The organism is Marinomonas sp. UCMA 3892 (genome assembly GCF_012726345.1).
Taxonomy (GTDB): Bacteria; Pseudomonadota; Gammaproteobacteria; order Pseudomonadales; family Marinomonadaceae; genus Marinomonas.
Map to the genome: position 1 here is coordinate 76,424 of NZ_PTXN01000001.1, position 21,754 is coordinate 98,177.

The 21,754-nt window shown below is 42.7% G+C and carries 21 protein-coding genes; 13 read left to right on the plus strand and 8 right to left on the minus strand.

What is annotated here, in order from left to right; translation table 11 throughout:
• Positions 1-104: 104 nt before the first annotated feature.
• Together B6N13_RS00390 and B6N13_RS00395 are read left to right on the plus strand one after the other, a co-directional pair.
• The gene (locus tag B6N13_RS00390; RefSeq protein ID WP_169458103.1) at positions 105-1,079 is read left to right on the plus strand and encodes a DUF1852 domain-containing protein; all 975 of its coding nucleotides are present in this window, start codon (positions 105-107) and stop codon (positions 1,077-1,079) included.
• 57 nt (positions 1,080-1,136) lie between these two features.
• Entirely contained in the window at positions 1,137-2,195 is a 1,059-nt protein-coding gene (locus B6N13_RS00395) for a methionine synthase (RefSeq protein ID WP_169458104.1), read from the plus strand.
• A 104-nt stretch (positions 2,196-2,299) separates the two neighbouring features.
• On the opposite strand, the gene B6N13_RS00400 is transcribed toward B6N13_RS00395, so the two are convergent.
• Together B6N13_RS00400 and B6N13_RS00405 are read right to left on the minus strand one after the other, a co-directional pair.
• A complete protein-coding gene (locus B6N13_RS00400; RefSeq protein ID WP_169458105.1) occupies positions 2,300-3,349 on the minus strand; it encodes a peptidase M42 in 1,050 nt (349 codons plus the stop codon).
• Between the two features lie 81 nt (positions 3,350-3,430).
• Positions 3,431-4,381, minus strand: a complete 951-nt coding sequence (locus tag B6N13_RS00405) for an AraC family transcriptional regulator (RefSeq protein WP_169458106.1) — start codon at positions 4,379-4,381, stop codon at positions 3,431-3,433.
• Positions 4,382-4,527: 146 nt separating this feature from the next.
• Between B6N13_RS00405 and B6N13_RS00410 the strand changes: the two genes are divergently transcribed.
• The 5 genes from B6N13_RS00410 to B6N13_RS00430 all read left to right on the plus strand — a co-directional run bounded on the left by B6N13_RS00410 (position 4,528) and on the right by B6N13_RS00430 (position 10,581).
• The gene (locus B6N13_RS00410; protein ID WP_169458107.1) at positions 4,528-6,540 is read left to right on the plus strand and encodes a TonB-dependent receptor; all 2,013 of its coding nucleotides are present in this window, start codon (positions 4,528-4,530) and stop codon (positions 6,538-6,540) included.
• A gap of 13 nt (positions 6,541-6,553) precedes the next feature.
• The gene (locus B6N13_RS00415; RefSeq protein WP_169458108.1) at positions 6,554-7,597 is read left to right on the plus strand and encodes a class I SAM-dependent methyltransferase; all 1,044 of its coding nucleotides are present in this window, start codon (positions 6,554-6,556) and stop codon (positions 7,595-7,597) included.
• Positions 7,597-8,829 (plus strand): MFS transporter, encoded by a 1,233-nt coding sequence (locus tag B6N13_RS00420; protein ID WP_248280206.1) that lies wholly within the window; start codon positions 7,597-7,599, stop codon positions 8,827-8,829. Before B6N13_RS00415 ends, B6N13_RS00420 begins: the two co-directional genes overlap by 1 nt.
• A complete protein-coding gene (locus tag B6N13_RS00425) occupies positions 8,826-9,104 on the plus strand; it encodes a hypothetical protein (RefSeq protein ID WP_169458110.1) in 279 nt (92 codons plus the stop codon). Before B6N13_RS00420 ends, B6N13_RS00425 begins: the two co-directional genes overlap by 4 nt.
• Before the next feature lie 160 nt (positions 9,105-9,264).
• A complete protein-coding gene (locus B6N13_RS00430; protein ID WP_169458111.1) occupies positions 9,265-10,581 on the plus strand; it encodes a PAS domain-containing methyl-accepting chemotaxis protein in 1,317 nt (438 codons plus the stop codon).
• Positions 10,582-10,669: 88 nt separating this feature from the next.
• On the opposite strand, the gene B6N13_RS00435 is transcribed toward B6N13_RS00430, so the two are convergent.
• Positions 10,670-11,788 (minus strand): PA0069 family radical SAM protein, encoded by a 1,119-nt coding sequence (locus tag B6N13_RS00435; protein ID WP_169458112.1) that lies wholly within the window; start codon positions 11,786-11,788, stop codon positions 10,670-10,672.
• A gap of 165 nt (positions 11,789-11,953) precedes the next feature.
• Between B6N13_RS00435 and B6N13_RS00440 the strand changes: the two genes are divergently transcribed.
• Positions 11,954-12,715 (plus strand): helix-turn-helix transcriptional regulator, encoded by a 762-nt coding sequence (locus tag B6N13_RS00440; protein WP_169458113.1) that lies wholly within the window; start codon positions 11,954-11,956, stop codon positions 12,713-12,715.
• A 23-nt stretch (positions 12,716-12,738) separates the two neighbouring features.
• On the opposite strand, the gene leuA is transcribed toward B6N13_RS00440, so the two are convergent.
• The 5 genes from leuA to pspF form a co-directional block, all read right to left on the minus strand.
• Entirely contained in the window at positions 12,739-14,415 is a 1,677-nt protein-coding gene (gene leuA, locus B6N13_RS00445) for a 2-isopropylmalate synthase (protein WP_169458114.1), read from the minus strand.
• A gap of 135 nt (positions 14,416-14,550) precedes the next feature.
• Positions 14,551-15,609 (minus strand): iron ABC transporter permease, encoded by a 1,059-nt coding sequence (locus tag B6N13_RS00450; RefSeq protein ID WP_169458115.1) that lies wholly within the window; start codon positions 15,607-15,609, stop codon positions 14,551-14,553.
• Positions 15,606-16,589 (minus strand): ABC transporter substrate-binding protein, encoded by a 984-nt coding sequence (locus B6N13_RS00455; protein WP_169458116.1) that lies wholly within the window; start codon positions 16,587-16,589, stop codon positions 15,606-15,608. Before B6N13_RS00455 ends, B6N13_RS00450 begins: the two co-directional genes overlap by 4 nt.
• A gap of 24 nt (positions 16,590-16,613) precedes the next feature.
• Positions 16,614-17,465, minus strand: coding sequence for an ABC transporter ATP-binding protein (locus B6N13_RS00460; protein ID WP_011978237.1), 852 nt, complete (start codon positions 17,463-17,465; stop codon positions 16,614-16,616).
• A gap of 234 nt (positions 17,466-17,699) precedes the next feature.
• Positions 17,700-18,716 (minus strand): phage shock protein operon transcriptional activator, encoded by a 1,017-nt coding sequence (pspF, locus tag B6N13_RS00465; protein WP_169458117.1) that lies wholly within the window; start codon positions 18,714-18,716, stop codon positions 17,700-17,702.
• Between the two features lie 216 nt (positions 18,717-18,932).
• Between pspF and pspA the strand changes: the two genes are divergently transcribed.
• Genes pspA through B6N13_RS00490 form a run of 5 tightly spaced genes read left to right on the plus strand, consistent with a single transcriptional unit; the run spans position 18,933 to position 21,742 of the window.
• Complete coding sequence (gene pspA, locus B6N13_RS00470) at positions 18,933-19,604, plus strand: phage shock protein PspA (protein ID WP_011978239.1); 672 nt, start codon at positions 18,933-18,935, stop codon at positions 19,602-19,604.
• A 43-nt stretch (positions 19,605-19,647) separates the two neighbouring features.
• Complete coding sequence (gene pspB, locus B6N13_RS00475; RefSeq protein WP_011978240.1) at positions 19,648-19,896, plus strand: envelope stress response membrane protein PspB; 249 nt, start codon at positions 19,648-19,650, stop codon at positions 19,894-19,896.
• A 51-nt stretch (positions 19,897-19,947) separates the two neighbouring features.
• On the plus strand, positions 19,948-20,394 hold the full coding sequence (gene pspC / locus B6N13_RS00480) for an envelope stress response membrane protein PspC (protein ID WP_248280179.1): 447 nt from the start codon (positions 19,948-19,950) through the stop codon (positions 20,392-20,394).
• 32 nt (positions 20,395-20,426) lie between these two features.
• Positions 20,427-20,609, plus strand: coding sequence for a hypothetical protein (locus B6N13_RS00485; protein ID WP_048813878.1), 183 nt, complete (start codon positions 20,427-20,429; stop codon positions 20,607-20,609).
• A gap of 23 nt (positions 20,610-20,632) precedes the next feature.
• Complete coding sequence (locus B6N13_RS00490; RefSeq protein WP_169458119.1) at positions 20,633-21,742, plus strand: MbnH family di-heme enzyme; 1,110 nt, start codon at positions 20,633-20,635, stop codon at positions 21,740-21,742.
• Positions 21,743-21,754: the final 12 nt, after the last annotated feature.

Sequence of the window (21,754 nt, forward strand, 5' to 3'; positions counted from 1 at the left end):
GTACTCACTTAGTAACTAGGCTGATCGCCGCCAATCGAAAACTGGCAAGTGAAAACAAGGAATAGATCCTTATTTCACTTCAGAAAATAGGATACCAGATCACCATGAACAACAGCTTTACTTTTACCATTAAGAGCATTTGCTTCGATGAAAGCTACCGCCCTTCAGATAATACTCGCATTACAACCAATTTCGCGAATTTGGCCAGAGGAGAGCGACGACAAGAGAATTTACGCGACGCATTAAGGATGATTAACAATCGTTTTAATGCATTGGCGCATTGGGATAACGCAAAGGGAGATCGTTATTCTGTTGAACTTGAAATCGTTTCGGTTGATGTGGATATCGAAGGGAATGGCCAGACCTTCCCAACCATTGAAATTTTGAAGACGAATATTCTTGATCACCACACTGATCAGCGTATTGAAGGGATTGTAGGAAACAATTTCTCTTCTTATGTCCGCGATTACGACTTCAGCGTCGTGTTGCCAAACCATAACAAAGGTCAAAAAGAATTTAGCATTCCTGATAATTTTGGCGACCTGCATGGAAAGCTCTTTAAAAGCTTTGTGAAGTCAGACAGCTTTAAAGAAAAATTTACCAAGCCGCCAGTGATCTGTCTGAGTGTTTCAGACAATAAAACCTATCAGCGAACAGGAAATCAGCATCCAGTACTGGGGGTTGAATATCAGCCAAATAGCACGTCTTTGACCGAGCAATATTTTCACAAGATGGGCTTACAGGTTCGATACTTTATGCCTGCCAACAGCGCCGCACCATTAGCGTTTTATTTTGTAGGCGACTTGCTTAACGATTACAGCAATCTTGAGCTGATTGGCACCATCAGTACGATGGAAACCTTCCAGAAAATCTACCGTCCAGAAATTTACAACGCCAACGCGGTTGCTGGAAAGAGTTATCAACCGAACTTGAACAACTCGGATCATTCTCTAACACAAATTGTTTATGACCGTGAAGAACGCAGTCAATTGGCGAGTGAACAAGGCAAATTTGCTGAGCAGCATTTTATAAAGCCATACCAAAGGGCTCTTGAGCAGTGGTCTGCTAATTACGCATAGACGCAAGCCCCAATGGTTATTTTCCAACATTACATTTAATAGACGGCATTCTTTATTATGAAAACAGTTATTGAAAAAACAGGTACTAATAACACGCTACTACCAACATCAACGGCAGGCAGCTTGCCTAAACCTACATGGCTTGCAGAGCCAGAAACACTTTGGTCTCCTTGGAAGCTGGAAGGAGATCAACTCATTGATGGTAAACAGGATGCACTGCGTATCTCGTTACAAGAGCAGCAGCAAGCGGGCATTGATATCGTCAGTGACGGCGAACAAACACGCCAACATTTCGTTACCACCTTTATTGAACACCTTAGTGGCGTGGATTTTGAGAACCGTCAGACGGTAAGAATTCGTGATCGCTATGATGCGAGCGTTCCTACTGTCGTTGGCCCGGTTAGCCGCATCAAGCCCGTTTTTGTTGAAGACGCTAAGTTTTTACGTCAACAAACCAATCAACCGATTAAGTGGGCGTTACCAGGACCAATGACCATGATTGATACGCTGTATGATGATCATTACAAAAGCCGCGAAAAGCTCGCGTGGGAATTTGCCAAAATTCTCAACCAAGAAGCCAAAGAGTTAGAAGCAGCGGGTGTGGATATCATCCAATTTGATGAGCCAGCATTTAATGTGTTTTTTGATGAGGTCAATGATTGGGGTATTGCGACGTTAGAAAGAGCCATTGAAGGCCTTAAATGCGAAACCGCAGTACATATTTGTTATGGCTACGGCATTAAAGCCAATACTGATTGGAAAAAGACGCTTGGCTCTGAATGGCGACAATATGAAGAAGCCTTTCCTAAGCTGCAAAAATCCAATATCGATATAATTTCACTGGAGTGTCATAACTCTCATGTGCCAATGGAATTGCTCGAACTTATTCGCGGCAAAAAAGTCATGGTCGGCGCAATCGACGTGGCGAACCATGCCATAGAGACACCAGAAGAAGTGGCCAATACTCTGCGCAAAGCCCTGCAGTTTGTCGATGCAGACAAGCTCTACCCTTGTACTAACTGTGGTATGGCTCCGCTGCCTCGTGCGGTAGCAAGAGGCAAGCTACATGCCTTAACGGCAGGTGCAGAGATCATTAGAAAAGAGCTCTCTTTGTAGTATTGATTTGTTTTAATCTATAAAAAAATCCCGCTTCGTGTTCATGCATCGAAACGGGATTTTTATGTGTTGCTTCAGATAGTAATAAATAGAATCTGGAGAATCTAAATATTCGACACAACTTTTAGCATATCAATAAAGGCGTCCACCGATTCCACCGCTGCCGACTCGTGCATGGTGTGGTAACCAATGGTTGGGATTTGAATGGTCGTGCCATCTACCAAGCCATTTGATGCGGCGATAATGCGGCCAAGCTCTGTACTACCAAGGGAGCTTGGTGGTAAGCCTTGCTCAGCACGTTTGGCGTTTTCGTTCTCCACGTAACGGTTTTTATACAGGTAACTGATGTTATTTTTTTCACACAATTCTTCGAGGAGTTTTGTGCTGTCTTTATTAAATGTGGCGTTGGCGTCCTTCTCTCGCAGTACCAGCAGTTGTTCATTGGCAGCATCAAGATTCGGGAAAGGGCTGGTATCCACTACGAATAAACGGTTGGTCGAGCCACCAAAGCGACGGAACCATTCAAGCAAATAGCGCCAGCTTTTTCCGGCTTCTTCTTGCGCGGTAAAAAAGGCGGTGCCTTTAAAGCCATGATCAAAAAGATGTACCAAAGCCGCGGCAGAAATAACGTTATCAAGCTGGCCTTCCAAGCGATTGTCGACCACATGTAATTGGTCTTTAAAGGCGATTGGTGTTCCGGCCACAACACCTTCTAATCCTTCGGTTTCGAAAATTAAGTTGTTACGGAATTCACAAACGTAAGAGCTTTTAATGGTTCCTTTGCCACGGTATACGCCAGACCAAGGCTCGTAGGCGTAGATCTCTTCATGGTTGAAACGTTCTGTGACCTTGGTCATCAACTCTTCAGAAACTGAGTTGTTCAATAAGTCAGTGCGGTTTGCCGAAACAAACGCTGCGTATTGGAATTCATTTGGGCCAGTACACACCAAACCATGACGATCTATATGAGCTGAAAACATGGTACTAAACGGATCGCTGCCTTGGGCAACCAACAAACCTTCGTACCAAGTGACTTTTGCCCCTCGCTCTTCCAGTTCGCGTTGTAAAACACGGAAAAATGAATGCTCTGCGCCAACCACACTGGGTGCGCGAATGAGCAGTTTGAGCAGATCGATAAAGTCATCACTAGGCATGCAAATAGGTTCCAATAAAAAGGGGGAAATCGGAATCTTGTTTATAAACGTTAATGTGTGATTTACATAACGTTTTTTTATTTATTTTGATGAAGTTATAGACTTTGGTGGGCAGCCATAAAAGCGATTAAAAGCCGCGCTGAAATTGGATGGGTGTTCGTAACCTACTGCATAGGCTGTTTGAGCTACCTGATAGCCTGATGTGAGTAATTCCCATGCCTTGTGCATTCTGGCTTCTAATAGCAATTTATAAGGGCTGGTATTGTAAATGGCATTAAACCCTTGTTTAAGTTTGCTTTCGCTAATTCCAATTTTTTGACAGATAAAAGCAATGCTCAAAGGTTGGCTCATATGTTGAATCATGAACAACCGAGCTTGCGCGATTTTATGTTCATCCTCAAGGCTAGTGCCTAGACTTTGGGGTTCGATCATAGTGTTTGTTTGAAGTCGCTCAAGCTGTTCGCTAAGTAAGTTGAGCACCAGAATATTTTTTTCTAAAGGTCGTTCAGTATGAGCAGATAACGCTAGATGTATCAGTCTATTTATATAGTGTTGGGTATTTTTAGACGTTTTTATATGTTGATGTTGGCGAGGTAAAGGAATTTTGTCTGCCTGAAACTCGAATGGGATTTGGTAGCGTTTAAAGACACTACCGTCTACTAATATTCTTAATTGGCTGGTGGTTTTATTCGCGGTGTATACGCGTTTTCCCGAGCTATTACCAAAGGTAGTAATAGTGGTGTAATTGGGTTCAAAAATGAAATCTTCAGTATTGTTCTGCTTTGGCTGATAACGAGAATACCCTTCTAAACCATAAGTAAGACTAAGCGTCGATGAGTCTTTTTCTATGGTGCTTTCTTCAATTAAATCTTGCGTTGGTGTGTAACGAGAATAAGCAATAGATAGTCCAGGTTCTATAACAAACCGGTCTATATAACATTCACCTAATTGAGAAGAAATAGCCTGTCTTTGCCAACCAGATTGAAGGTTTGTGACAGCTGTTAATGCATTTTTATTCACTAGAAAGGCCATGATTTTTCCCGCTCTTTATGCAATTTGAACGTATTGAATATGAATTTTAACGAAATGAATAAGTAATTAAATGATAATCAATCTCAATCAATATTATCATCTTTCTCTATAGCGTAAAGAATTAATTACGAGAAAGAGAGATTGAGATGAAACAAAAAACATTATCCAAAATTGAGTTAATGATCGGTGCTTTAGCGCTGCTTCCTGTATCTGTTCTTGCTCAAGAAGATACAGGACAAAAAAGTACGACGTTGTTACCTGAATTGATGGTGACAGCGGATAAAAAGCAGCAAACCTTATCGAAAGCAACACCGCATGCAACTGTCTACGATACCGAAGTATTGCAGCAAGATGGCGTAGATAGCTTAGCGAAACTGGAAGGTCGAGTTGCTGGTTTGAGCTTTCAACCATTTGGGCAGTCTGGTATTAACTCGCCTGTTATTAGAGGCTTGACGGCAAATTTTAATGCGCTGTCTAGTTCTACTTTGCTAATGGTTGATGGTGTACCCACGTTAACAGCTCAGGGGTTCGAAAATAATCTTGTTGATATCGATCGAGTTGAGGTGCTGCGTGGCCCACAATCAACCGTGTATGGTCGCAATGCTGAAGTTGGTGTGATTTCTATCTTTAGTAATGATCTCGTTGGGGAAGATAGGACAATATTGGGCGTTGAAGCTGGCAGTCGAGATAAACAAAGGGTGCAGCTTTCAACTAGCCAGACCTTGGTTGAAGATGAGGTCTATATCAGCTTATCAGGGGAGTTTCTTAAACAAGATGGTTTTATTGATAATGCCACGAAAGGAAGCAAGGCTGATGATAAAGAACGGCGGAACTTAAATGCAGGACTACGTTGGTTAATCTCTGACAAGACAGACGTGGTTGTTCGTTATCGCCGACAAGCCTATGACGATGGTGCGATGTTATGGGGGGCACCCAGTGGAAAACGGGCCACAGTAGCATCAGCAACCGACAGCTGGAATCATTCGGTGGGTCAAACGTTCTCGATTAATGCCAATCATGAATTGCCATCAGGAGTGCGTCTTAACTCGGTCACGGCGTATAACGATTATAGAGATAAAGTACAGCAAGATACGGATTTTCAACCAGCAGAACGTACTTATATTGGTCGAGATCATCATCTTCGGACTTTATCCCAAGAGTTTCGTTTAGAAGGAAATTTGGGTGAAGCAGACTGGTTATTTGGTGCTTATTTAGAACGCCAAGATCATGATTTGCGTACGCTGTCCAAAACTTTTTTTGGTTTGAGTGATTTACAAGCCCAGCAAACGGGTAATTCCTATGCGCTTTTCACAAATTGGACAATGCCGATCAGCTCGGATCTTTCAGTTATTGCGGGTATTCGAGCTTCGCGAGACGAGGTAAAGCTAAATCCTTCTATCGCACAAGAAAAGTCTGAAAGTTGGACTGATCTAACGCCTCAGTTAACTCTAAAATACGATATTAATTCTGACCATATGCTTTACGCCAGCTATGCAGAAGGGATTCGCTCTGGTGGTTTTAATACTGTTTCTCCGGCCGTTAATTATTCATCTTATGATCCAGAAAAAAACCAAAGTTTTGAGCTTGGGTTAAAGGGCGATCTATCAGATAAACCGCTACGTTACACCCTGTCTGCCTATCATATGGATATAAAAAATATGCAAGTTAGTCAGATGCCAACCGTAGGTTTGATTTATTTGACTAACGCAGCTGATGCTACTTCAGATGGTTTTGAAGCCTCTCTTGAGTATTACTTCAATGAAAGTTGGAGCACAGAGATTGGTGTGGCTTGGAGTAAAACACGCTTCGATCGTTTTATTGATGGTAACAATGACTATTCAGGTAATCGAAATCCTTTTGCTCCTGAAATGAATGGCCATTTATCGCTGCGTTATGAGGATGTAGGTGGTTGGTCTGTGGCAGCTAGTTTAGTTGGAAGCAGTGCAGTCTATCTTGATGCGGCGAACAAGTATCAACAAAAAGGTTATGAGCTTGTCCATGTCTCCGCGAGTTATCCACTGACGGATAAGGCCTCTTTGTCAGCGTATGTTAATAATCTGCAAGACCGTCAATATGATGCTGTTGGTTATCAAAACGGCTACGTGACAGTTTACAGCCCGCCAAGAGAATATGGCGTGAAATTTACTTTGGAGCTTTAACGGAGGTATGGATATGACTAAGTTGGATTGTCATGAGTTGGATTGTCATGAGTTGCAAAAGTTTTGGGATCTGGCCGGTTCTCAAGTGAAGATAAAAGCGCTTGAAGTTGCGTTATCTCGATCTTTGTTTGATCTATTGTTAGAGCCTTGCTCGATAGAAGAGATAGCTCATAAATTGGCGATGCCATCAACGAATATCAAGGGATGGATAGACCTCTTATGGAGTATGGGCTGCGTTGATACAGCTATTGATAATAAATATATAACGAGTGCTTTAGCAAAACGTTATATGACGAGTGTTTCAGCAATGGATTGTTCGCAAGCTTTGCAATTTCGCTTTCAAACGTTAAGACACTTTACTGAACAATTTGAAGCACTACTGTATGTGCCAAAGAATCGTAACGCTTTATCTTCAGAGATGGCGCCATTATGGGCAAAAGCAGCTAAAGCGCAGATTTTTCAAGAGCAGCGTGCGGTGACTGTACCAGCGCTCGATCGTATTCTTGATCGTGTGCTAAACGTGACTATTGCTGAAGAAACACCACTGCATTTTTTAGATTTAGGTGGCGGACCTGGGTTGGTTGCTCTGTCACTTGCACGACGCTTTCCAAACTCCACTGGCGTGTTATTTGATTTCCCTGAAACGGTAAAAGTCGCATACAAAAATATCATGGCGGAAGGGTTGGAGCATCGTATTGAAGTGCAGGCGGGGGATTTGAATAAACAATCACCAAATGGGCAATTTGATTTGATTTGGTGTTCTTCTGTATTGCATTTTTTAGACGATGCTAATGCAGCGATAAAACGGATCTCGGCGTTACTTAAACCGAATGGCATCTTATTGATTCTTCATGCCGAGCAAACCGCTGAAAAGAAACAGTGTGAAGGTGTTTTACCCTTTTATTTACCTATGGTTATGAAAGGCAACTATCTACCAAAGCAAGGTGAAATTGCTGCGTTGTTAGATCAAAACGGGTTAGACGTTCTGCAATCAGAGGAAATAACAGACTTCCCAATGTCGTCTGTGTGGCTTTATTGTGGGAGAAAAGTACAGTGATGAAATCCCCTTACTTTTATCTCCATTGGGTTATTGGATGGTGTAATTTCACTCTGACGGCTTCATCAATTTACCTCTATCTTGGTGTGCCATTGATGATGAGAGAATATGGTTGGAGTGGAACAGAAATTGGCTTGTTTCAAGTATCAGGTCTGCCAGTCATGCTTAAATTTTTAATGGCATCGCCGATTGATATTTTTCGTTTTCGGCAGTCGAACTATCTTAAGTGGAGTGTATTGCTTGGTGGCGGCTTCATTGGTTGTCTGACGATGTTATCTCTAGCGGATATTGAAATAACAACTTTTAAGACACTGTTTGTTATTGCCGTGTGTACCACCTTGATAACGTCTTGGCTGGATGTGCCTATTAATGCGTTTGCTATTCAGCGATTCCCAGAAAATGAACGACCTAAAACAGGCGCTATACGTTCGGCTGTGACGGCATTAGCTTCGGTTGTTGGTGGGGGAGCCATGCTATTGGTGTACTCACGTTTTGGTTGGGCATGGCCATTTTATATCTTCGGCTTAATGGCTTTGCTTTGTGGTGTTCTGTTGTATATAGCCCATGTTCGTTATCCGCTGATAGAAAGTGAAAGTTTTAATTCAGAAAATCCCTCAACAGTTACATCACGAGGGTCGCTTTTTGTCATGTGGAAAGGTTATTTTCAACGACCCGATATGGTGATGTGGAACATTATCCTTGTGCTCTACTTTCCTTTTATTGGTGCTGCTTGGCTGTATCTTAAACCCGTTATGTTAGATCTTGGACTGAGCATAGATAGCATTGCATGGATTGCTAGTTGCAGTGGTGTGTTCGCAGCGATATCTGGTTTTTGTTATAGCCTGTGTATTGCTCGTATATCACCTTATCGAGCCTTATTCGCCTTTTCTGTGATGAATGTGATTGCATTGTTAGGAATGTGTCTTGCTGTCGCTATGGAGTGGTCGGATTGGCGTCTTATATGTGCTGTGTTTGTTGTGGCAATTGCGCTTGGCCTTTCATCTGGCGTGTTGTTTGGCTTGATTATGATTCACAGTCGTCCGCATTTGTCTGCCAGCGATTATGGCTTACAGACCAGCTTATTTTCTTTGTCTCGTATTTTGGTGCCTATTTCTGCTGGCATAATTCTCGATCGCACGGGGTATGTTGGCATGTTTACCTGGCTTGTAGCTGGGGCATTGGTAGCTTGCTGCCTGTCATTTTATTGGATGTTTAAAAAGGAAAAATCATGATAAACGATAAAAATAGTCAATTAGACTCATTGATGCTTAATGAACCAACAAGGCAAGAGTTAATGAAAGTTGCCCCTAAAAAATGGAAGATGATGTTACTCGTTTGGGTATCTATCTACCCACTATTGAATATTTTTTTCCCCTTACTAACTCCTTATATTAGCGACTTTTCTTTACCAATCAGACTCTTGATCATGACGATTGTTATAGTACCAATTATGAGCTTTATTTTGGGGAGTTTACAAAAACGCTTCTTTTTCTGGTTGCGTAAATAGAGTAAAGGCTTGGTTATGAACGAAATTAGCAGACGTACATAATGTATTAGTCCAAATAGGATTGTTTTTTTCTTTATGCGGAAAAAATAATGTCGTGTTCGTGTAAAACATCCGCTACTCTTTAATAAAAATTGAATTGAGATACTTAAGGAAGAAGTAAATGTTATTTGGTAACAATAAATTATTGACCCGAATTACTGAATTGGAAAAAGAACTTGTTTCCTTTCAAGAGACTCAAGCCGATCTTAGACAGGAAATGCTGTATTTCGCTATGACATCAGACGGAAAAATAGTCGATGCAAACTCGCTTTTCATAAAGTCCTGTGGTTTCGAAAAAGCTGAATTAACAGGTAAAAATATTCAAGATTTCATTCTTGGCAAGTCTTTAGACAAAGATCATTGTCAAAAAATGTTGGCTGCTATTAGTGGGAAGAAGCACTGGCATGGCGCTTTACAGCTAGAGACCAAAAAAGGTCATGAAGCATGGTATCGTTCGATTATCCAGCCAAGAAAACAAGCAGAAGATGGGCGCGTGATATTAGAAGTCTACTCTGCTGAGCTTACGCGAACGATTTCTCAATCTAAAGAAGTTGAAGACATGTTAGCTGCATTGAACCGCTCGTCTGCAGTGATCGAATTTAGTCTAGATGGCATCATCTTAAATGCTAACGACAACTTCCTTAATAGTATGAGCTATTCAAAAAGCCAAATTATTGGTAAACATCACAAAATGTTTTGTGATTCGAAAGAAGTTGAGTCTTCAAAATATCAGGATTTCTGGAAACAGTTGCGATCCGGTGTATTTGTTTCCGATCGGTTTAAGCGATTTGATAGCAAAGGTAATGTGGTGTGGCTAGAAGCTTCTTATAACCCTGTTCATGATGACAGCGGAAAATTGTACAAAGTCATCAAGCTAGCAACGGTGATCACCGAGCAAATGGAGAGGGAGTTTGCGATTTCTGAGACTTCCAAAATTGCCTATGATATTTCAAAGAAAACAGATGAAAATACGTTGAAAGGGATGAGTGTTTTAGAATCTACTATTCAGACCATGGATGAACTTTCAGTGCAAATGAGCAGTGCTAGCAAAGGAATAATTGAACTCAATACTCAGTCATTAAAAGTGGCTGCTTTGGTAGAAAGTATCCGCGGTATTGCAGATCAGACCAACTTGCTTGCTCTGAACGCTGCAATAGAAGCGGCGCGAGCAGGCGAGCAAGGCCGAGGCTTCGCTGTGGTGGCTGATGAAGTTAGACAACTTGCTTCTAGAACAAGCTCGGCCACCGAAGAAATTATCAAGGTTGTAGGTGAGAATAAACACCTGACAGAAAAAGCCGTATCTCTTATTGAAGAAAGCATGGATAAAGCTCATAAGGCATTAGACCTTTCTACCGAAGCGGGTAATGTGATGAATGATATTCAGATCGGTGCAAGACAAGTCGTTGATGCGGTGGGCCAATTTAACAACAAACTATAGTTGTTCTCGAAACAAAGACTCGACATTCAAATTCCCTTAAGAGTTATGCTCTTAGGGGAATTTTGCGTTAATCAGACTGCTTAAGTTACTAAAACAACGCCATCTGGTCGCCTTCTTTTGGCGGAACCGAAAAGTGGCGACAATCCAAATAGCTCAAGCGATGGTTATCCAGCCCATGTTTGCGTCGTGCGATATGAAATCGTTGATTAATTAAATCCGCGAAAATACCTTCTCCCGTCATGCGTTTGCCAAATTGGCTGTTGTAGAGTTTGCCACCGCGCATATCCATAAGGCGCTGCAAAACGTGTTCTGCTCTATCTGGGTAATGCTGGTGGAGCCAGTCCGAAAACAAAGGCGCAACCTCATGAGGCAAACGCAACATGATGTAATTGACGGATTGTGCGCCAACTTCCGCGCAAGCAGCGACGATTTCTTCAAGCTCGTTATCGTTGATAAAAGGAATCACCGGCGCGACAAGAACCGAAACCGGAATGCCTGCTTCTCGTAAGGTTTTAATCACCTGTAAACGTGTTTTTCCAGACGCTGTTCTGGGTTCCAAAATACGCTTTAAATCGTTATTGAGCGTCGTCACACTGATCGCTACATGAATCAGTTTTTTCTCTGCCATTTGCGTGAGCAAATCAATGTCTCTGAGTATCAAAGTGCTTTTGGTTATTAGCGAGATTGGCTGATGATGCGCCAAGGCGATTTCCAATAATTGACGAGTGATCTTGAGCTGCTTTTCAATGGGTTGATAAGCATCTGTATTGATGCCTAATGCAATGGGTTCACAGCGGTAATTAGGATGCGCCAGTTCTTCTTCAAATAAAAACGGAGCGTTCGTTTTAGCAACCAGCTTGGTTTCAAAATCCAACCCTGGCGATAAATCCAAATAGGCATGAGTGGGTCGAGCAAAGCAATACACACAGCCATGCTCGCAGCCTTTATAAGGATTCACCGACAGGCGAAAAGGAATATCAGGAGACGAATTGCGACTAATAATGCTTTTGGCGCGTTCATGACGAACCTCAGTCTTAGGCGAAGAGGTTTCCAATAAGGCAATAGCTTCGTCGTTTTCATCTACTTCAACCAGCGTAATAGCAAAGCGCCCCGCCATATTATTGGCTGTGCCGCGCCCCTTGATAGGATTATTTAAAGGAGATTTTTCGCCGTTTTGATCGCTGTTATTGGTAAAAGAAGCCGACATAAAAATACCCAAAATACTGTATATATAAACAGTATTTTGGGTGCTGGAATGCAATAAATCAAGCTTGTTATTGTGGTTTTTTAAATAGTCTAACAGCATGTGTTGAGATCTGTTTATTCACAGGTACACTCGATTGAATGATCGATGAGTTTCTAGGAGAGCTGCGTGTTGTTTCAAAACAATCATTTACCAAATAGTGTTGTGGCTTACGCACAAGATTATGAACATGGTAAATTTGAGCCTTATCATGCTCATAACTGCGCACAGCTGATTCACACGTTAAGTGGTGTGATACGTGTGGAGACTCGTTTGGGTAGTTGGGTTATTCCTCCAAATCGAGGAATGTGGATTCCAGCTGGAGTGGAACACAGTCTTTCTATGACCGGTTTGGTAAAAGTCAGAACCTTGTTTATTGATCCTCTTGCGCGGGCCGATTTGCCCCATGATTGCTCTGTCATTGATGTCTCTATGTTGTTAAAGGCACTGATTATTGAAGCGTTAGAACTTCCTGATGATATTGTTTCAGGGGGACGTGATGAGCGAATTGTTGAGCTGATTTTAGACGAATTACGGCGTTTATCGAACGTGTCTTTTTATGTTCCGTCGCCAAGTTCCGATGCTTTGGTTTCTTTGTGTGAGCACATAAGTCAGCGTATTGCTCATGATTGGACAAATGCCGATGGTGCTCATATTTTAGGGATCAGTGAGCGTTCTGTTACTCGAAAGTTCCAGCAAGAAATGTCGCTAACATTCGCTGAATGGTTGCGGCGGAAGCGCTTATTATTGGCTTTGGAGTATCTTGCTAGCGGCAAAAGCGTCTTAGATACTGCGATTCTGATTGGATACGATAGTCCTAGTGCTTTTAGTGCGATGTTTAAAAGTCGAGTCGGCGTATCACCGACTGACTATTTACTGCAATCTCAATAGACGTAATGAAAATTACCGCCTTGCTAAGCTTCTTTGTATAAAGGATGGCAAGCGTTGATTAAGGCTTGTAGCGAGGCTTTAGTTGAGTCTTCGTCAATGGCTACGCCAAAGCTTGGAGTAGCTTGATCGGATTCAATTTGAACATAGCTCACCGCTTTGCTTTTCGTTTGTTGTCCTAAGGTGTGTTCATGAAAGTCGCTGATGTTTATCTGCCAGTTAAAACGCTTTCTTAACGCATCAAGCATGGCTGATAACAATCCTTTGCCTTCGCCAACCAGTTGCCATGTTTTTTCCTGATAGCGTAATGTAGCGCGAATCTCCTGTAATCCGTTTGAGCTATGGCTGCGATAATCCATTAATTTCATTTGGCCTTTGTCATCTGGGTTCAGCCTGTAGGATTCTCTGAATAAACGCCAAACATCGGCTAGAGGCATTTCGTGACCAGTTTGATCCGTATGATTTTTGACTCTCTTGCTAAAGTCTATTTGTAATTTACGTGGTAAAAACAGCCCGTGATTTTCCTGTAATAACCAAGCGGCCCCACTTTTTCCCGATTGGCTATTTACTCGAATGACTTCTTCATAAGTACAGCCAATATCTTTCGGGTCTAATGGTAAATAAGGAATTTGCCAAACAGTCGATGAGGTTAATTTTTGTGCGGCAAAGCCTTTTTTGATCGCATCTTGGTGTGAACCTGAAAACGCCGTAAAAGCCAATGCGCCAGCATAAGGATGCCGAGGATGAACGGGAAGTTCATTGCATTCTTCGACCAACTCTACCGTGCGGCGCATGTCAGAAAAATCCAAGTTAGGATAAACGCCTTGGCTATAAAGATTCATTGCCAAGGTAACGAGATCGACATTGCCGGTACGTTCCCCATTACCAAATAGGCAGCCTTCCACTCTCTGCGCGCCAGCGAGTATTGCCATTTCCGCTGTGGCAACGCCAGTCCCTCTGTCATTGTGAGGATGAACACTGATGGTTATGTTCTCTAAGGAAGAAAAAGACGTTATAAAATGCTCAATCTGATCAGCAAATACATTGGGGGTGTTCACTTCCACTGTCGTTGGTAAATTCAAAATCATCGGACGTTCTAGACTCGGTTGCCATGTTTTTGCCGCTGCTTCACATACTTCTAAGGCAAAGTCAGGTTCGGTAAAACAAAAGGTTTCTGGCGAATATTGAAGCGTCCATTCTGTCTCTGGATATTGTTCACATAATTGGCGAATGTGTTTAACGCCTTGTACGGCTAATTCAAGGGTTGCTGGTTTGTCTTGGCAAAAAACAATTTCCCGAAATACCGGCGCAGTGGCGTTGTAAATATGCACTATGGCTTTTTTAGCGCCAACGAGAGACTGTATGGTGCGTTCAATTAAATCCACACGAGATTGTGTCATCACCTGAATCGTCACATCATCAGGAATATGCTTACCTTCTATAAGCAAGCGAACAAAATCAAAGTCCGTTTGTGACGCCGCAGGAAAAGCGACTTCAATTTCTTTAAAACCACACTCAATTAAATGCTTAAAGAAAGCCATTTTCTTCACGTGATCCATAGGGTTTGCAAGCGCTTGATTGCCGTCGCGTAAGTCAGTTGAGCACCAACGAGGCGGAGCTTTCAACTGCTTTGACGGCCAAGTGCGGGCTGGAAAATCGATAATTTTAGCTGGCTGATATTTTATTGAGGGTTGGGTTAGCATGATGTTTTCTCTTTAGCATTAAAAATTGAATCCTTATGCTAAAGAGAAGTTTTTTGGCTGTCTGAGCTGCACATGACAACTATCGTCGCTAAATGGACAGAGCCATCTACAAAAAAGCAATCCACAAAAAGCAGCTTACAAAGAGACGTTACGCTTTTGTCGCATCAAAAAGACGAAGGCGATACCACCGACTAGGCCGGTAAGTATGCCGATTGGCATGTCTTCAGGAGGCATGATGATTCTGGAAGCGATGTCGGCTGCTACTAGAAACAAGGCACCGACTAAGGCCGATAAAGGTAAGACTTTGCGATAATCGCCACCCACTAATAGACGTACAATGTGTGGCACCATCAGTCCGACAAAGCCAATCACTCCAGAAAAAGCCACCGCCGCGCCAGTAAGTAGGGCGCAGACCACAATGACGATCAGGCGGAAGCGTTCTACTGGAACACCCAAGGTGCTGGCGCTTTCATCGCCTAGTGTCATGGCATTCAAATAACGGGCGTTGTAAATCAGATAGCCGGAGCCAAGTACCAGTGCCACCAAAGGAAACCATAGTTGTCCCCATTGAGCCAGACCCAAACCACCAAGCATCCAGAATATCACCGTATGAGAAGAGCGGTGATCTCCTGTGAAAATGAAAAGGTTGCCTAAAGCTGTCAGCACAAAAGCCACGGCGACCCCCGCCAGAATCAAGCGTCCAGCACTGTGTGCTGAGGAAAAGTTTGCCACTGCCAATACTAAAACCATGGCTAATAAGGCACCAAGAAAGGCAAATACGGGAACGGTTACCACGCCTAAAATCATGCCGGTGTGAAGCAAGGCGATGATCGCTCCTAGCGCGGCACCAGAGGACACACCGAGTAAATGAGGGTCGGCCAAAGGATTGCGAGTGACGGATTGCAGCGCCGCGCCCACAATGGCTAAAGCGGCACCCACCATGGCGGCGAGCAAAGTACGTGGTAAACGCACGGCCCAGATAATGTTCTCGCGCCCCATCGACCAGCTTGGAGTGGTGTTGGTGATTGATAATTTGTGGCCTATCACACTCCACACGGTGGATTGTCCAATAGACACAGAGCCAACACCAATCGCCACGCCCATTAACAACAGTAGCGAGATACTTAGCATAATTAATAGCGCTGGTAAGGGAACTCGTCCCATGATGGTTAGCTTTTTGTGGGCAGGCTTCATAACGTCGTTCTAAAAGCCTCGGCTAAGCGCTTTATGGCTTTAATATTACGTGGCCCTGGTGTGGCTTCCACATACTCTAAGACCACGAAATGATTGTTTTTCACCGCTGGGATATTTTCGAAAGCGGGATTACTGCGTAAGAAATTAATTTTTTGTTCAGCTGTCACATCGCCATAGTTGACGATAATAATCACCTCTGGTGCTCGATCAATAACGGCTTCCCAACCAATTTGAGTCCAGCTTTTCTGCACATCATCGACGATGTTTTTACCGCCAGCAGCTTCGATCAGCGCTGTTGGCATGCCGAAGCGACCGGAGGTGAAGGGTTGTTCTTCACCGGAATCGTAAACAAAGACTTTTGGAGCGGTTTTTAATGGCGCTAGATTAGCTTGGAAATTAGCGAGATCTTCTTGATAGCCTTTTACCAAGCGTTGGGCTTGTTCTTCTTTGCCAAAAATTCGGCCTAAGTTGAGCAAGTCTACGTACAGGTCATCCATGGAAACTTTCGGTTTGTCCATGATGTGAATGCAGCTTTCGGTTAACTCGTAAACCTTGATGCCGAGTGGTGCCAAGGTATCAGGGGTAACGCCGCCACCGACGCGCATGCCGTAGTTCCAGCCTGCAAAGTAAAAGTCCGCATCTGCACCTAAAAGCACTTCTTTGCTAGGATATTTTGGTGACAATTCTTTTAATTCGCCGATGCCATTGCGCAGCGTTGGATCAAGGGTTTTCCAGCCTGAAACACCAGTAAATCCAGCCATGTGATCCTGCAAGCCAAGTGCTAACATCATTTCGGTTAAGTTCACATCGTTTGAGACAGCGGCTTTTGGTGCGTGATCGAAGGTCACTTGGCGATCGCAGCTTTGTACCGTCACAGGATAGCCAGATGCGCTGGCCAATCCTGTGTGTAAAATGCCAAATAATGCGCCGCTGATAAGTAATGAAGTTCGCTTGATGGTTGTTTTGACGTTCGCTGTCATGTGTTTATCCTGTTAATCATTCCGTTAATCATTAATAAAAAAAGAAAATCTGGGTCTTTGCGTGATTGGATGCTCATCAATGATGGTTTCCACATCAAATACTTGTTTTATGCGTTGTTTGGTAAACACATGGCTAGGTGGCGCGCAGGCTTGCATTTCACCTTCCAGCATTACTAAAACTCGGTCGGCATACGCTGAAGCAAGTGCTAAATCATGTAAGGACACGATCAGCGTACAAGGCAATTTTGATAATAAGGCAAGTACATCGAGCTGGTGGCGAATGTCTAGATGATTGGTTGGCTCGTCTAGAATCAATATGTCGGGGCGTTGTGCCAAGGCTCTGGCTATCATAACCCGCTGGCGTTCACCGCCGGACAAAGAATCAAAAGATCGTTCTGCTAAATGCGCCACATCAAGCAAAGCCAATGTGCTTTCAATAATGTGGGTGTCTTCTTCGGAGCGTCCCCAGACTAGAGACTTTGGTGTCAGACCTATTTCCACCATTTCGAAAACGCTTAGACCAAATTCGCCGCCAGTGTCTTGTAAAACCGTCGCGATACGTTGTGCACATTGGCGAGGTGACAACGACCATAGATCTTTACCATCAAGCAAGACAGTGCCGTTGCTCGGTTTATTGGTGCGATAAAGACAGCGTAATAGACTGGTTTTTCCTGAACCATTTGGTCCGACAATCGCAAGAAACTCACCTGGCTGGATATTCACCGTGATTGGTTTGAGTAACGCCTTGTCCCTATAAGGAGACCAAGCGACGTCCTTCAGCTGCATGCCAGCGGGCAGGCAGCCAGAAAAAAACGCGTAAGAAGCATCGTCTTTTTGTTTGTCATTTGGAGAGGTTGAAGGTGTTGCACTAATCAAGGCTAGTCAGGTTCCGTTGAATGTTTGTTACATAATAACATTTTATATTATAAATACAGTAAATCCTTCTTGTTGCGGAGGATAAATAGCATCAAAAAGTTGCTTGTATTAGAAAGCACAGACTATACGGAAGGGCGTTTAGCTCAACAAGGTTTGTTGGCTGGTGAATTTTCATCTTCACATGTGTGAATTGAATACAGTGAAACAAGAGGGTTTGCTCAAATAACTAAGAGGCTATTTTAGCTTCTTGAGCAAACCTCTAAATTGATCATAAGTGAGTCCCAGTGACTGTGCGGCGAGTCGCTGGTTGTGTTTATTTTCATTAAGAGCTTGCTGAATTAAGTGTTGTTGCAGCTGCAAGGTCTGCTCTTTCAAGCTCAAAGAGGAATTAAGGGAAAAGCCAGACGGTTTTGAATCTATTGTATTTGCCTGTGCCTGTGCGGCTTGTTTATTGATGAGGCTGTCGCTTGCTTCTTCATTTGCATGAGTAAAAGGATTAATTACGATTTTCTCAACGGGATCGGCTTGAAAGCCCCATCGATAAACGGAGCGCTCTACAACGTTTTTAAGTTCTCGGATGTTGCCTGGCCAATCATAATTTTTTAATGACGTTAGGGCTTTAGGGCTAAATCCTTGAAAATATTCCCAGCCAAGTTCCGTGCTGAGTTTCATCGCAAAAAAATTGGCCAATTCTTCGATGTCTTCTTTTCTATCTCGTAATGGAGGAACTTGAATGACATCAAAGGTAAGGCGGTCAAGTAGGTCTGCACGAAATTCGCCTTGCTTGCTAAGAGAAGGTAAATTTGCGTTAGTTGCCGCGACAATTCGAACGTTAACTCGTTGAGTTTTAGCACTGCCGAGGCGTTCGAACTCGCCATATTCAATAAGCCGAAGTAGCTTTTCCTGTACCCTAAGAGACATGGTGCCTAGTTCGTCAAGAAACAAGGTGCCGCCGTCTGCACGCTCAAATCTGCCTTGGTAAGTCTTGGTTGCGCCAGTAAAAGCCCCTGCTTCATGACCAAACAATTCACTTTCCATCAAGCTGTCACTAATGGCTGCGCAGTTGATGCTAATAAAAGGCTGATCCCAACGAGGGGATAAATAATGCAATCGCTCTGCGATGAGCTCTTTGCCGCTGCCTCGTTCACCACAGATTAAAATAGGCCGATTAATTTCCGCCAGAATCGAGGCATGATCAAGCGTGTCGGCCAGAGCTTGAGAGCTGCCAATAACTCGTTGGTTATTATTCATAAGCTTAATCTATACCTTTTACTTTGTTGGTAAAAATAACCATATATTGTGGTTAAAAATACTAATAAATGGTTATAAAAACCAATATAAATTTGTTTTTATAACTCTTTAAAAGTAATAATTCCATATTAATCATTGGGTTACAGGTTTTGGCACGATTGCTGTAATAGAGTGAGAAGATGTTTATTAGTGGTAAATCAAATAGGAGATAACGCCATGGGTATTTTTTCAAGAATGACGGACATTATTAATAGCAACTTAACTTCGTTGCTGGATAAAGCCGAAGACCCCAAAAAAATGATTCGCATGATGATTCAAGAGATGGAAGAAACATTAGTTGAAGTACGTTCTAGCTCTGCTCGCGTGATTGCCGATCGTAAAACCACAGGACGCCGTTTGGAGCGTATGCGCAGTGAAGCAGCTGAGTGGGAAAGCAAAGCTATGCTGGCAATTAATAAAGGGCGAGAAGACCTCGCTCGAGCCGCTCTTGCAGAAAAACAGCAAATAGAAAAAGAAATAGTAGCCATTGATAAAGAATTGTCTGCTTTGGATGAACATCTTGAGCATTTAAATGAAGAAGTAGGACAGTTACAAATCAAATTGAATGATGCCAAAGCTAAGCAAAAAGCCATGTTGTTGCGTCAATCCAGCGTAGAAAGCCGTATGCGTGTGAAGCGTCAGAATCATAAAGAAGCATTAGACGATGCTTTTGAAAAATTTGAACGTTTTGAGCGCCGTGTTGATAGCTTAGAAGGTCAACTTGAGTCTATGGATATTGGTATGCAGCCAAAAGCCGATTTGAAGTCACAAATTGATGCCTTGGCAGAAGATGATGATATCAATGATGAGTTGGCGCGCTTGAAAGATAAAATGACTAAGGCCAACTAAGCTAATTTGTACTGATAATATTTTATAAAAAAGGAATTTCGCTATGAGTATGGCTGTCTTTTTGTTTGTTCCTACCATCATTTTTATGACGGTGGTGGCACCTATTTGGCTGATATTGCATTACCGAAGTAAGAACCGTGCAGTAAAGGGATTAGATGAGGGTGATAAGCGGGAGTTAGAGTCTTTATTAATGCAGGCTGATAAATTGACCGATCGCGTACAAGCATTAGAAAAAATTTTAGATGTGGAAAGTCCTGATTGGCGTAGAAGAGATAATGATGAATATCGATGATCTTCGAGTAATTGAACAGAAGAAGATGAGTCAGTTCAGAGGAATAAAATGATGAAAGATAAAATAAAAGAAAGTATCAAAGCCAAAAAGTCTCATGGATGGGATTTGAATTTATACCGTAATAAGAAAAAAGGTTATTTGGGGGGAGTATGTGCTGGCTTAGCAGACCATTTTGATGTTGATACATGGGTAGTGCGGCTTTTCACCTTTGGTGGCTTTTTATTTCTTGGTAGCTTTGTGGTTATTGCTTATATCGCGCTTTGGTGGTTTTTGGATGTTCGCCCAAAAGGAGAAGATGGGTACGAATACGAATATGATGAGCGTCAGCAAAGTTATCGACCAAAGAAAATGTTCAAGTATGCGGATAGTGCGAACTCAAGATTACGTCGCGCTAAAGAAAAATTGGATGATGCGGCGAGACGAGTTACTGAGATGGAACGTCATGTCACATCCAAAAAATTTGATCTAGACCGTGAATTCTCAAAAATTAGGGACTAATCTTTAATCTATGCAAGTAAGGAGGCTGGTAAATGAAGATGAAAACTTCTTTTTTCCTCTTATTATTGGGAAACACCTGCCTATATTTGGATGCCGTATTCGCCTTTGTTTTGGCTGTGACAATGGATTGCCTACTGGTTTTGTTATTGAATATTCCCATTGCTGTTATTTTATACAGCTTGGGACGCTTATTATCAAAACGGTTTTATATTTAAAATAAAAGACCTTGGGAGGTTTGATGAGGGTCAAATGTGCTTATCTTTCATCCCTCGTTGGGCATCTTGCTTTGGGGTCAATATTGCTAGTTTGTACTCCCTACCTATATGCAGGTGATTATATTTGGGTATTGCCTGCATGGATGCCTGCACCTATCGTGCCTGTAGATAATCCAATGAGCGAGGAAAAAGTCAGGTTAGGTCAGCGGCTTTTTTACGATGCCAATTTGTCTGGTCCAGGTTACATGTCCTGTTCGACCTGTCATATGCCTGAACATTCATTTTCAGAGCCAAGACCCGTTTCTGTCGGTGTCACAGGGCAGTTTCATAGTCGTAATGCCATGTCGATTGTCAATGTGGCTTATATGAAAACACTGACTTGGGCGAATCCTGACGAGGTACGTTTAGAAGACCAAGCAAATGTGCCTATTTTCGGTACTCATCCCATTGAAATGGACACCAAAGGGCAAGAAGAGAAAGTAATTTTGTTTCTACAACGGGACCCTATTTATCCAAATTTATTTCATAAAGCCTTTCCTGATCAAGACAACCCTATTAGCTTTGACACGATTACCAAAGCGCTGGCTTCTTTTGAACGTACTTTAATTAGTTATCAGTCACCTTATGACGATTACAAATACAATCATAATGACAGTGCCATCAGTGAGGATGCTAAGCTTGGTGAGGCATTATTTTTTAGTGCGAAGTTGGGCTGTTCTAGCTGCCATGCTGGTGTGCATTTTTCCGATGCGACGCAAACACCAGCCTTCCATAACACAGGGCTTTATAACTTAGATGGTAAAGGTGCTTACCCAGAAGGCAACCAAGGATTGTTTGAACATACAGGGAAAGAGGCAGACAAAGGACGATTTAGAACACCAACGCTGCGCAATATCGCTCAAACAGCGCCTTATATGCATGATGGCTCTATCGCGACCTTAGAAGAGGTGATAGAGCATTATGCGGCTGGTGGACGTGCAGCACAGCAAGGTAAAGCGTCTCCATTAAGGTCTGATAAGTTACATCCGTTTGTATTAACCGACGATGAAAAGCGTCAACTTATGGCGTTTTTAACGAGTCTTACGGACAGCAAATTCATAGACAATCCGCACTTTACGACCCCATTTAGATAGCATGAAATACAC